This window comes from Halospina denitrificans (genome assembly GCF_004364635.1).
Taxonomy (GTDB): Bacteria; Pseudomonadota; Gammaproteobacteria; order Pseudomonadales; family Oleiphilaceae; genus Halospina; species Halospina denitrificans.
Genome location: NZ_SOAX01000002.1, coordinates 484,215 through 495,508, shown reverse-complemented (window position 1 = coordinate 495,508; position 11,294 = coordinate 484,215). Strand labels below are relative to the sequence as shown.

The 11,294-nt window shown below is 62.3% G+C and carries 12 protein-coding genes; 10 read left to right on the top strand and 2 right to left on the bottom strand.

All coding sequences use genetic code 11. The annotated features are described in order from the left end of the window. Positions 1 to 3: 3 nt before the first annotated feature. The 8 genes from DES49_RS05920 to DES49_RS05885 all read left to right on the top strand — a co-directional run bounded on the left by DES49_RS05920 (position 4) and on the right by DES49_RS05885 (position 7,884). The gene (locus DES49_RS05920; protein ID WP_133735457.1) at positions 4 to 351 is read left to right on the top strand and encodes a Na+/H+ antiporter subunit C; all 348 of its coding nucleotides are present in this window, start codon (positions 4 to 6) and stop codon (positions 349 to 351) included. Continuing rightward, positions 351 to 1,853 carry a Na+/H+ antiporter subunit D gene (locus DES49_RS05915; protein ID WP_133735456.1) on the top strand — a complete coding sequence of 501 codons (1,503 nt, stop codon included), beginning with the start codon at positions 351 to 353 and terminating at the stop codon, positions 1,851 to 1,853. Before DES49_RS05920 ends, DES49_RS05915 begins: the two co-directional genes overlap by 1 nt. Next, positions 1,850 to 2,323, top strand: coding sequence for a Na+/H+ antiporter subunit E (locus DES49_RS05910; protein WP_133735455.1), 474 nt, complete (start codon positions 1,850 to 1,852; stop codon positions 2,321 to 2,323). Before DES49_RS05915 ends, DES49_RS05910 begins: the two co-directional genes overlap by 4 nt. A gap of 26 nt (positions 2,324 to 2,349) precedes the next feature. Then, complete coding sequence (locus tag DES49_RS05905; RefSeq protein ID WP_133735454.1) at positions 2,350 to 2,622, top strand: monovalent cation/H+ antiporter complex subunit F; 273 nt, start codon at positions 2,350 to 2,352, stop codon at positions 2,620 to 2,622. Next, positions 2,615 to 3,007 (top strand): monovalent cation/H(+) antiporter subunit G, encoded by a 393-nt coding sequence (gene mnhG / locus DES49_RS05900; RefSeq protein ID WP_133735453.1) that lies wholly within the window; start codon positions 2,615 to 2,617, stop codon positions 3,005 to 3,007. The genes DES49_RS05905 and mnhG overlap by 8 nt, the downstream gene beginning before the upstream one ends. Positions 3,008 to 3,089: 82 nt before the next feature. After that, on the top strand, positions 3,090 to 4,313 hold the full coding sequence (locus DES49_RS05895; RefSeq protein ID WP_133735452.1) for a GTPase family protein: 1,224 nt from the start codon (positions 3,090 to 3,092) through the stop codon (positions 4,311 to 4,313). After that, positions 4,310 to 5,833: a GTPase family protein gene (locus tag DES49_RS05890; protein WP_133735451.1), complete on the top strand. Its 1,524-nt coding sequence runs from the start codon at positions 4,310 to 4,312 to the stop codon at positions 5,831 to 5,833. The genes DES49_RS05895 and DES49_RS05890 overlap by 4 nt, the downstream gene beginning before the upstream one ends. Positions 5,834 to 5,859: 26 nt before the next feature. Next, entirely contained in the window at positions 5,860 to 7,884 is a 2,025-nt protein-coding gene (locus DES49_RS05885; RefSeq protein WP_166646002.1) for a TonB-dependent receptor family protein, read from the top strand. Between the two features lie 9 nt (positions 7,885 to 7,893). Here the strand turns inward: DES49_RS05885 and DES49_RS05880 are convergent, their stop codons facing one another. Next, on the bottom strand, positions 7,894 to 8,439 hold the full coding sequence (locus DES49_RS05880) for a superoxide dismutase family protein (protein WP_243864906.1): 546 nt from the start codon (positions 8,437 to 8,439) through the stop codon (positions 7,894 to 7,896). An 84-nt stretch (positions 8,440 to 8,523) separates the two neighbouring features. Between DES49_RS05880 and DES49_RS05875 the strand changes: the two genes are divergently transcribed. Both DES49_RS05875 and DES49_RS05870 read left to right on the top strand, forming a co-directional pair. Beyond that, positions 8,524 to 9,864, top strand: a complete 1,341-nt coding sequence (locus DES49_RS05875) for an MFS transporter (RefSeq protein WP_133735449.1) — start codon at positions 8,524 to 8,526, stop codon at positions 9,862 to 9,864. 211 nt (positions 9,865 to 10,075) lie between these two features. Beyond that, positions 10,076 to 10,843, top strand: a complete 768-nt coding sequence (locus DES49_RS05870; RefSeq protein ID WP_133735448.1) for a helicase-related protein — start codon at positions 10,076 to 10,078, stop codon at positions 10,841 to 10,843. Here DES49_RS05870 and DES49_RS05865 read toward each other — a convergent pair. Further along, complete coding sequence (locus tag DES49_RS05865; protein WP_133735447.1) at positions 10,834 to 11,286, bottom strand: CopD family protein; 453 nt, start codon at positions 11,284 to 11,286, stop codon at positions 10,834 to 10,836. The genes DES49_RS05870 and DES49_RS05865 overlap by 10 nt on opposite strands. Positions 11,287 to 11,294 lie beyond the last annotated feature (8 nt).

Below are 11,294 nucleotides of genomic sequence, written 5' to 3'. Positions count from 1 at the left end.
CTAATGGAAACACTCATGGCCTATGTGGTGGGAGTGATGTTTGCAGCCGCTGTTTACATGATGCTGCGGCGCTCCATCGTCAAGCTCGTGATTGGGCTGATGCTGCTCAGCAATGCTGCCAATCTGCTCATCTTCACGGTGGCAGGTATGAAGCAGGGGGCACCACCACTGATTCCGGAAGGCGCGGAAGCGCCCGCGACGGCCGTTGCCGACCCGCTGCCCCAGGCGCTGATCCTGACGGCCATCGTGATTGCCTTCGGCGTGCTTGCCTTCTCCGTGGTCCTCATCCACCGGGCCTATGAGGTGGTTGGAACCGATGATCTGGACCAGATGAAGGATACCGATACCTGATGTCCCTGGCCGCACTCCCCATACTGGTTCCCCTGGCCGCGGGCGCACTGTCCGTGGCGTTCTGGCGTTCAGTGGCCGCCCAGCGGGCCATCGCGCTGGCCGGGACCCTCATCCTGCTGTTTGTGTCCATACTGCTGATGCAGCAGGTGCACAGCGAAGGCTTTGTGGTCCTGCACATGGGGGGCTGGCAGGCCCCGCTTGGCATTACCCTGGCGGTGGACATGCTGGGGGCCATCATGGTGTTGCTGACCGGCATCACGGGGTTGGCGATTGCGTTGTTCTCGCTGGGGGACACGCCCGAACGCCATGAGAAATTCGGCTACTACCCGTTGATGCACCTGTTGCTTGCCGGTGTCGCCGGCTCCTTCGTCACGGGGGACATCTTCAACCTCTATGTCTGGTTCGAGGTGATGCTGATCGCCTCCTTTGCGCTTCTGACCCTGGGCGGTGAGCGTGCCCAGATGGAAGGGGCCATCAAGTATGTGACCCTGAACCTGTTCTCCTCGGCGATTTTCCTGTCGGCCGTGGGCATTCTCTACGGGCTGGTGGGGACCCTGAACATGGCGGATATCGCCCAGAAGCTGGGGCAGGTGGAAGACACCGGCATGGTCAATGTGGTCGCGGTCATGTTCATGGTGGCCTTCGGCATCAAGGCCTCGGCATTTCCGCTGTTCTTCTGGCTGCCGGCTTCCTATCACACCCCGCTGGTGGGCGTTTCAGCGCTGTTCGCGGGGCTGCTGACCAAGGTGGGCGTCTATTCGCTGTTCCGCATGTTCACCGTGGTGTTTGATCATGATGTGGCCTATACGCACACCATCCTGCTCTGGGTGGCCGCCCTGACCATGCTCTCCGGGGTTCTCGGGGCCGCCGCCCAGTTCGAGTTCCGGCGCATCCTGTCGTTCCACATCATCAGTCAGATCGGCTACATGATACTGGGACTGGCGCTCTACACCCCGCTCGCGATCATCGGTGGTGTTTTCTACATCATGCACCACATCATTGTTAAGACAACGCTGTTCCTGGTCAGCGGGGTGACCTATCGACTGACCGGCACCCACGAGTTGAGCGAGCTGGGCGGTTTCTACCGCGAACGGCCCATGCTCTCGGTCCTGTTCCTGATTCCGGCGTTCTCGCTCGCCGGAATGCCGCCGCTGTCGGGCTTCTTTGCCAAGCTCATTGTGATCAGGGCGGGCATTGAGGCCGAGGCATGGACCGTGACTGCCGTGGCATTGCTGGTGGGGCTGCTGACGCTTTATTCCATGGTCAAGATCTGGGCGGAAGTCTTCTGGAAGGCGCGCCCGGAGGCGGAGGACGGCGTCCAGCGTCCTGAACCACGCACCGAGGGGCTGGTCTGGATGTATGTTGCCATTACGGGGCTGGCGGCCTGTACGATCTTCATTGGCCTGAACGGGCAGCCCATCTACAACCTGGCTGAGGTGGCCGCCGAGCAGCTCATGCAGCCGCAGGGCTATATCGATGCGGTTCTGGAGGGCAGGCCATGATCGGATTTTTCTGGAATGTGGTGCTGGCCCTGCTCTGGGTCGCTCTGACCGGGAGTTTCTCCGGCGGTAACCTGGTGGCAGGGTTTGTGTTCAGTTACTTCGCCGTGGCGGTTATGCAGCGCCACGTCCCGGCGCTTCGCGGTTATTCACAGCGGGTGCCCCGCTTTATCCGGTTTGCCGTGTTCTTCATCAAGGAACTGTTCGTGGCGAACGTCCGGGTGGCGTATGACGTGATCACCCCCGTCTGGTACATGAAACCGGGCGTGATTGGCTATGAGCTCGAGGCGAAGACGGACATCGAGATTACCCTGGTTGCGAACCTGATTTCCCTGACGCCGGGCACGCTCAGTCTTGACGTTTCCGATGACCGGCGGGTGCTCTACATACACGCAATGTTCATGGCGGATGAAGCCGAGCTGCGGGAGAGCCTGCATGAGCTCGAGCGGCGCATACTGGAAGTATTGCGCTAGATGCGCTGTTGCTGGAGGTGCACTGGATGAATGGTTTTGTGTTTTCCCTGGTCTACGCCATGCTGGCCCTGGCGCTGTTCATGGCGACGATCCGCCTGTGCAAGGGGCCGTCGTTGCCGGACCGAGTGGTGGCGCTGGAGTTGATCAGTTCCATCGTGGTTGGCGTGATCGGGGTGCACGCGATTGATACCGGGGTTCTCAGCCTTCTGGATGTGGCCATTGTCGTGGCCCTGATCGCATTCCTGGCCGCCATCGGGTTTGCCCGATTCATCGAACGGGGAGGGCCGCGCAGTGATTGATCTTTTTATTGCCGTGTTCCTGCTCAGCGGTGCTGCCTTCATGTTCCTGGCTGCACTGGGCATTCTGCGTCTGCCGGATCTGCCGACACGCATGCATTCGTCCACCAAGGCCGGTGCTCTGGGCGCCATGCTGATCATGGTCGGTGTTGTTATCGGATTCGCCGAGTGGCTGGCGTTTGCCCGTGGCGCCGCCATCGTTCTCTTCATCATGCTCACGACCCCGATTGCGGCCCATGCCATAGGCCGTGCGGGTTACATGGTGGGGGTTCCGCTGTGGGATGGCACGATCAAGGACGAGCTGCGCGATAATTACGACCTCCAGAGCCACAGCCTGCAGAGCGAGCGGCGTGAGCAGGAGCCCGGCAAGGATCGCGAAGAGCCCTGAAAACAGCTGACGTCCTCTATTGAAACCGTTATGGTTGCACTAGCAATGCTTTAACGGTACCAGTCGGAGGTTGATCGCAATTATGGGCGCGGAATCCAGGTGGCAGTTCCCTGTGTTGCAGCGGGTCCGTGAATGGCTGCTCAATCCCCGCATCAATGAACAGCGGCTTGGGGAAGCACTCGATACCGCAACCGAGAGACAGCCGCCGCCTGTCATCTGGCTCCTGGGTAAGGCCCAGTCCGGCAAGACGTCTGTGATCCGGGCGCTCACGGGCAGTTCCCGCGCCGAGATCGGTAACGGCTTCCAGGCCTGTACGGCCACCGCCAGTTTCTATGATTTCCCCCAGGAGGCTCCCGTCATCCGTTTCCTCGACACCCGGGGACTGGGTGAGGTCGACTATGATTCGGGGGAGGACCTTGCCTTCTGCGAATCCCAGTCGCATCTGGTGATGGTGGTCATGAAAGTGTCGGATCCGGACCAGCAGGCCGTGATCCGGGCGCTCAGATCCGTTCGCCGCCGTCATCCCGAGTGGCCCGTCGTGGTCCTTCACAGCTGCCTGCACGAACTCTACCCGGATGACAGGGACCACGTTGAACCCTGGCCCTTCGGGCAGTCGCCACTGCCGGAGTCCGTTCCGGAGGATCTGCGCCGCGTTCTCGCCGAACAGGGCCAGTTGCTTGAGGGCTTGCCGGGCTACGGGCCGATCGTGCGCGTGCCGGTGGACCTGACATTGCCCGAGGACGGCTTCAGCACGCCCTGCTACGGCCTGGAAGCCCTCTGGGATGCCATCGAGGAAACCTCCACCTTCGAGCTGCGGGCCCGCCTCCAGCATGACCCCGCCATCCGCGATGTATTCAGCCGGGCGGCCCATCCGCACATCATGGGGTACAGTCTCGCCGCCAGTGGCGTTGGTGCTCTGCCTCTGGTTGACGTGGCGCTGCTGCCTGCCCTGCAGGTCAAGCTGCTGCACACCCTTGCGGAAATCTACCAGCAGCCGTGGAATGCGCGCACCACGTCCGAGTTCTTCGGCCTTCTCGGCGCGGGGACACTGGCCGGGTATGGTCTGCGCTGGGCAGGGCGAAGCCTGGTGAAACTGGTTCCGGGATGGGGGCAGACCCTGGGTGCGGCCTGGGGGGCCTCCAGTGCCGCGGCGGTTACCTATGCGCTGGGTAAAGCCGCGGACTTCTATCTGTCGCGTACCGGCCAGGGTCTGCCGGTTGAGGCGGACTCGGTGCGCCGCATCTATTCCGAAGCCTTTGCCCGGGGCGTGCCCTTCAGCCGTGATGACGATCAGGCGGCCTCATGAGCGCCCTGTTGCGCGAATTCGGTTATCTTCGGCTGCTGGCGGTGGTCGTGGCCTTCCTGCCCATGGTCGTTCTGCCCCTGCTGGGTATCGCGGCACTGTGGGAAACAGGGTATCTATGGTACTGGCTGGCCGGGCTTGCCCTGTGTGGCCTTGTCGGTTATGGACTGCACGCACTGAGCCGCTGGCATAACCGCAACCGCATGGAAGAGGCCATAACCGGGCCGGATCCGAACTGGGCTCCCGGGGCCACCTCGGCCTGGGCCATGGTGGACGCAAAGGCAGCGTCCGTGACGCCAGAGCAGTGGCCGCTCAATGATGCCTCCGGGCTTTTCCGCCTGGGACGGGATACCCTGGAAGACGTGGCCCGCCATTTTCACCCCAGGCGCCAGCGTCCGCTCCTGGAACTCACCGTGCCCCACATGCTCCTGATTATTGAGCGGGCCAGCGCTGAGCTGCGCCAGGAGATTACCGATCATATCCCGCTGAGTCACAGGCTGACGCTGGGCCGCATGGCCCGGTTCCGCCAGTGGAAGGATACTGCGGCGCGACTGGAGAACCTGTATCGCCTGGGGCATGCGGCGGTTGATCCCACCAGCGTGGTGTTCCGCGAACTGCGCCGTGACATGGGCAACCGGATCCTGGGCTATGGCTCGGAACAGGTCCAGACCTGGCTGCTTCGCGAGTACGTGCGCAAGGTGGGCTACTACGCGATTGAACTCTACAGCGGGCGCCTGCTTCTCGATGACGCGGGCCGGGTTGAGAAGCTGACCGACGCCTCACGGATGCAGTCAGAGGAGGACGAGCCTGAGGCGGAACCGCTGCGGATACTGATCCTGGGGCGCTCCGGCAGCGGCCGTTCGAGCCTTGTGAATGCGCTCCTGGGTGGGCAGCGCGCGGCAACGGACGCGGTTACCGGCATCACGGAAGGGATTCAGGGCTACCGCTGGGAGCCTGATTCGGGCACGGGCGCCCTTATGCTGGATACCCCGGGGATTGAGACAGACACCATGGATACGGCGACCCTGCGCCGGGAAGTGTTACGGGCCGACCTGATCCTGTGGGTCACGTCCGCGGTGAGGGCGGACCGGGCCATCGAACGGGAAACCCTGGACCGGATCCGCGAGTGGTTCCGGGATGATCCCCGGCGGCGGCCTCCGCCGATCGTCGGCGCACTGACCCATGTGGACCGGTTGCGCCCCCTGCGTGAATGGAACCCGCCCTATGATCTGGCGGACCTCTCCTCGGCAAAGGCCTCATCCATACAGGCGGCAGTCACGGCTATCGCCGACGAACTGGCGATTCCCACGCAACGCCTCGTCCCGGTCTGCCTTCGCCCCGAGGCAATCTACAATGACGATGCGCTGCTGACCGTGATCTGTGGCGAGTTTGATGAAGCTCGGCGCGTGCGTTTTCTGCGCTGCCTCAAGGATCGGCACCGGGATGAGAACTGGCGTTACCTGTGGCGCCAGCTGGGTAACGCCGGGCGTTTTGTGGTTGAGCAGAGTCGGCGCATGGGTTGATTCGGATGTCAGGGAGAGCAATGGCCATGCGGAGCAGGGTGGGCACGATCGGCGTCCTTCTGGGTGTGTTGGCTGGCGGGGTCCAGGCTTCGGACACCCAGCTTGACCTTGATCCCATCGAAGTTACCGCGCCCGGTCTGATTCGCGATCAACTCGATACCCCGGCGGCGATCAGCGTCGTTGAAGCTCCCGAGCTCCAGAGAGCACGCCAGCGCCTGGCCCTGGACGAAACCCTCAACCAGGTGCCGGGCGTGTTCTTCCAGAACCGTTACAATTTTGCCCAGAACCTGCGCCTGTCGATCCGTGGCTTCGGCGCCCGGGCGCCTTTCGGTGTGCGCGGGGTGCGTGTCCGTGTTGACGGTATCCCGGAGACGCTGCCGGACGGGCAGTCCCAGGTGGATACCATCGACCTGGAAACCGTCGAACAGGTGGAGGTGCTGCGGGGGCCATCCTCGGCACTCTACGGCAATGCGGCCGGTGGCGTGCTCAATGTGCGGACCCGCTCGGGCGATACCGAGCCCTATGTGCAGGGGCGCATGACCAGTGGCAGTTATGGTCTGCGACGCACCACCGTGATGGGCGGCGGGGAACAGGGCGCATGGCGCGGTCATGCCAGTGCCTGGCACATGAACTACGACGGTTATCGCGACCAGAGCGAAACCGAGAAGATGATGTTCAACGGCAAGACCAGCTATAAGGTCTCGCCGGGGCGGCGCCTGACAACGGTCTTTACCGCCTACGATCAGCCCAAAGGGGAGGACCCGGGCGGCCTGACCCGTGAGGAACGGCGCGATGACCGGCAACAGGCCGCGCCCAACGCGGATCGCCTGGACACCGGGCAGGTGGTTGATCAGCAGCGCCTTGGCCTGATCTATGAAGACAGCAGGGCACTGCCCGGTACCCTCAATCTGACCGCGTTCTACACGGCCAGAGACTTTGAGCAGCAGTTGCCTTTTCCAGGCCCCAGCCTGCTTGGTTACGATCGGGATTTTTACGGGGTTTCATCGGAGTACCGGCACGGCCTGGCGCTGGGCGGAATGCCCGTTGATTGGGTGCTTGGCGCCGAGGTCCGTGAGCAGCGGGATGACCGGGAACGGTACCTGGTCGATGCCGATGGCAATCGGGGTGACCGGATCCAGGATGCGTTGGAGAAAGCCACCAGCAGCGCGGTCTACGGCCAGCTTGAAATCAAGCCCACCTCGGGCTGGCGCTTCAGGCTGGGTGGTCGCTATGACCGGGTGCGTTTCCGGATTGAGGATCGGCGCGGGCAGGGGCAGGCCTCCGGAAGCCGGGTTTATGATGAGTTCAGTGCCAGCGCCGGCGCCCTCTGGCGGTTTCACCCACGCCACCGCCTTTACAGCACTGTTGGAACCGCCTTTGAGACGCCTACCTTCACGGAATTCTACGACCCGACCACGCCAGACGAGGGTTTTGATCCGGACCTGGTTCCCCAGCAAGCCCTCAACCTGGAGCTTGGCATGAAGGGGCAGCTGGGCGACCGGACACGGTATGACCTGGCGGTTTTCCGCATCCGGACCCGGGATGAGATTGTCCAGGTGGACAGCGAGCCTGATCGTTTTGCGAACCTGGGGGAAACGCGCCGGGACGGCCTTGAACTGGGGATTCAGCACTTCCTTGATTATGGACTGTCACTGAGTGGCGCCTATACCTGGTCGGACTTCCGTTTCCGGGATGATTCGGGGGCCGGTAACCGAGCGGGTAATCGTCTTCCGGGGCTGCCCGAACATAACCTGTTCCTGGAGCTTGCCTGGCGTCAGGGCGGATGGTTTGCCGCCATTGATGGCCTTGCGGTCAGCCGGGTTTATGCCGACGATGCTAACCGGGAGGCGGTGGCCGGATACGGGGTTCTGAATGGCCGTGTGGCTCGCACCCTGGACCTTCAGGGTGGTGAGTTCGAGCTTTCAGCCGGGATAAACAATCTGATGGACCGTGACTACAACAGCAATGTGCGGATCAATGCGGCGGCGGATCGCTTTTTCGAGCCGGCCCCGGATCGTAATTTTTACGTCGGGGCCCGGCTGCGGTTCTAGAGCCCGGGGTCAGCTCTTTTGAATCACACCACAGGCAACCCGCGCACCCGCGCCCCCGATGGGCTGCGCCTTGTGATCATCCGGGTTCTCATGGATCACCAGGGCGGCACCATGGTCATTCAGGATTTTGGCGCCGGTGTTGCCCTCCAGGCTGGCGCGCTCATTCAGCAGTTGAACTTTGGCCGTGCCGTCGCTGTTTACGTGGAAATTGGCAAAATCGCCGGCATCCGGGCCATCGTCGTTGAGAAGGCCGTGCTTGCGGTCGTCCGGATTCAGGTGGCCGCCGGAGGCCTTGAAGCCACTGTTGTTGTCTGAACAGGTCCCATTACCGTGGATGTGGATTGCTTTCCATCCCGGTTCAAGCCCCTGGATTTCAAGGTCGACCACGATGCCGGCGTTGCCTTCACGGATGGTGGCTTCTCCCACTTCGGAGCCATCGGTACTGATGAAACTGGCGCTGGCCGTGTCGCCATGATCGTCGGCTATCGCCGTGCCAGTGGCCGCCAGCATGCCGGCCATGAGTGTCGAGATGACGAGCTGTCCTGAAATGTGCATACAATGACTCCTTTCGTCCTGCCGTGAGTGTCAAAGAGAAGCCTCAGATTGAATGCATTCAGGCCAACAGTAAAGGGGTAAGCAATGGTGGAAGCCCGGCGTGCGCCAGCGCGGGAGATTTTTGGCTGGGCCATGTTCGACTTTGCGAATCAGGCCTATACCCTTCTCATCATTACCGTGGTCTTTGGTGATCTCTTTACCCGTGTGATTGTGGGGGACGGCCCGGACTATCGCCTTGGCAATTTCCTGTGGAGCCTGGCTCTGGCCATCAGCTACCTGATGGTGGTTGTGGCCAATCCGGTGTGCGGCGCGGTGATGGATCACACGCGCTCGCGCAAACGCTTTCTGTTTGCCAGTTATCTGCTTACCGTTGGCGCCACCGGCCTGCTGTACTTTGTCGAGCCGGGATGGATTGTCACGGCCGTGATCCTGATCATTGTCTCGAACTTTGCCTATGCCATCGGCGAGGGGTTTATCTCCAGCTTCCTGCCGGACCTGGGGCCCCGTGACGAGCTGGGCTGGATTTCCGGGCTCGGCTGGAGCCTGGGGTATGTGGGCGGCCTGGTGGCCACGGCCTTCACGCTGGCGTTCCTGGGCGATGTCTCGGCGGAGAACTATGACACCATCCGCTGGGTTGGACCCTTTGCCGCGGTTTTCTTCCTGGTAACGGCCATCCCGACCTTTGCATGGCTCAAGGAACGGGGCCACGCCAGGCCCATTCCAAATGGCCAGTCACTGGTGTCCCTGGGCATGCACCGGATGCTGGAAACCGCCCGCGCGGTGACCTATTTCCGGGACCTGAGAGCCCTGCTGGTCTCCATTTTCTTCTCGATGGCCGGGATCTACATCATTGTCAGTTTCTCGTTCATCTACGGCTCCCAGGTGATCAAGTGGGACGAGGCCACCCGGGTGTTGATGTTCATCACGGTGCAGATCACGGCGGCCATTGGCGCTATCCTGTTTGGCTGGCTGCAGGGGCGCATCGGGGCCAAGACCACCTATCTGATGACGCTCGTGCTCTGGGTGGTGGCCATACTGGCCATCTGGCAGACGCCAGCCGTGACCCCGCTGATCAACGCGGCCTTTGGGGTCGCGCTTGAGGCCCAGGACGTGTTCCTCTTCGCCGGGGTGCTTTCCGGGCTGAGTCTCGGCTCGGCCCAGTCGGCGGGTCGAGCCCTGGTTGGGGTGCTGACGCCCTCCGGCAAGGCCGCCGAGTTTTTCGGGTTCTGGGGCACCGCCTCCAAGCTGGCGGCCATTTTCGGGATCCTGGGCCTGGGCTTTATCCAGTGGGCGCTGGGGCTTGCCGATGCCATCCTGTTCTGCCTGGTGCTTTTTGTGCTGGCGATGGTCACCGTGCTGCCGCTGAACGAGGCGCGCGGTCGCGCGGCGGCCGAGGGCTGGCGTGACAGCGAGGAGGCGGCCTGACGGCGACGCAGGTTGGGTTTTTGTAATGCCGGGTTAATGGGCGCTTCGATGGATGTGTGTTATCTAATGCCCTCAGATATGGCGCTGGTCCCGGCCCCCGTAATCAACCAGTTTTGCATAACCGGGCTGGGAGGCGGATCATGTGATTGAACTCACCACGGCTGAGCCCACATCAGCCCGAGGCGGCACGAACAATGGAGGTCACGTTGCCATGACAAAGGAACCTATCGCAGAAGTAATGCCCACCCAGGCGTTTTTCCGGGTTGCGGGCGCACGACGGGAGAAAACGCTGGAAGCGCTCCTCGAGCATCATCATCGCGGCGCCACGCTGGTGCTCTGCAACATGAAGCAGCAGTGTGAGATAGTGGCGCGCAACCTGCGCGCCGGTGGCTGGTCCGCGCGGGCACTGCACGGCAATCTTGAACAGCGCGATCGCGAACAGGTGCTCGTCCAGTTCGTGAATGGGAGCTGCAACGTGCTCGTGGCCACGGATGTGGCGGCGGAGGCCCTGGGTGAGACAGCGCTGGGGCTGGTGGTGAGCTTTGATCTCCCGCGTAACCCGGCCATTCATGCCGTGCGTGCCGGCTTTGTCTCCGATAAGGGGCTGATGGCGAGCCTGGTGGCACCGGACGAACGCCAGCGCTTCGAACGGCTTGCGGAGCAGTATCCCGGCGTCAGCGAGCCGGAAAACCTGCCGTTTCCGGACGAGATGCACCCCCAGGTCCGGCGCGAAGCACCGATGGTGACATTAATGCTCGATGGGGGTGAAAAGGACCATATTTCCTCAAGAGCGGTGGTCGATGCACTGACCAAACAGGGCGGCCTGGAAGCGGACGAAGTGGGGCGTATCGATGTGCGCGATTTCTGTGTCTACCTCGCGGTCTCCCGGGAGCATGCGCGCGAAGGCCTGCAGTCACTGCGCACGGCCCGTCTTCATGGCAAGACCTTCGGCGTGCGCAGCCTGTCTCTTTACCAGTAGCGGCCTCCGGCTGCAACAAGAATGACGATCAGGCCAATCAACAGGTTGATCCCGACAAACTGGCGTATCTGACCCACACGTCGGGAGCCCTCATCCATGTCGCCGCTGTGGACGGCCTGCTTCAGGCGCCGGTAGGGAGCGAAGAACAGGTGCAGGAAAATCAGCATCATCAGCAGGCCGAGCCCGTGCATGACATGGATATGCCAGTTAACTGACCCCATCCCGCCAAGGGCATGAATAAGGCCGTAGCCGGTAACCAGGAGCACGCCAACACAGCCCCAGACATACCGGAAGAAGAGTGAGAGGGTGTGGCACCAGAGCTCAGGCCGGCGTGACGGTTCGATGACTCTGATGACGGCTGGTCTCATGGCCATGTAGGCGAAAAACATGCCACCGACCCAGATGACGGCTGCCAGAGCATGCAGTGCAATGGAAATTCCCATCGTGGTAA

Coding starts and splice junctions, on each gene's coding strand:
- DES49_RS05880 (WP_243864906.1), bottom strand. CDS start 8,439: ATGCACATTTCAGGACAGCTCGTCATCTCGACACTCATGGCCGGCATG.
- DES49_RS05890 (WP_133735451.1), top strand. CDS start 4,310: ATGAGCGCCCTGTTGCGCGAATTCGGTTATCTTCGGCTGCTGGCGGTG.
- DES49_RS05885 (WP_166646002.1), top strand. CDS start 5,860: ATGCGGAGCAGGGTGGGCACGATCGGCGTCCTTCTGGGTGTGTTGGCT.
- DES49_RS05870 (WP_133735448.1), top strand. CDS start 10,076: ATGACAAAGGAACCTATCGCAGAAGTAATGCCCACCCAGGCGTTTTTC.
- DES49_RS05915 (WP_133735456.1), top strand. CDS start 351: ATGTCCCTGGCCGCACTCCCCATACTGGTTCCCCTGGCCGCGGGCGCA.
- DES49_RS05920 (WP_133735457.1), top strand. CDS start 4: ATGGAAACACTCATGGCCTATGTGGTGGGAGTGATGTTTGCAGCCGCT.
- DES49_RS05875 (WP_133735449.1), top strand. CDS start 8,524: ATGGTGGAAGCCCGGCGTGCGCCAGCGCGGGAGATTTTTGGCTGGGCC.
- DES49_RS05905 (WP_133735454.1), top strand. CDS start 2,350: ATGAATGGTTTTGTGTTTTCCCTGGTCTACGCCATGCTGGCCCTGGCG.
- DES49_RS05910 (WP_133735455.1), top strand. CDS start 1,850: ATGATCGGATTTTTCTGGAATGTGGTGCTGGCCCTGCTCTGGGTCGCT.
- DES49_RS05895 (WP_133735452.1), top strand. CDS start 3,090: ATGGGCGCGGAATCCAGGTGGCAGTTCCCTGTGTTGCAGCGGGTCCGT.
- DES49_RS05865 (WP_133735447.1), bottom strand. CDS start 11,286: ATGGGAATTTCCATTGCACTGCATGCTCTGGCAGCCGTCATCTGGGTC.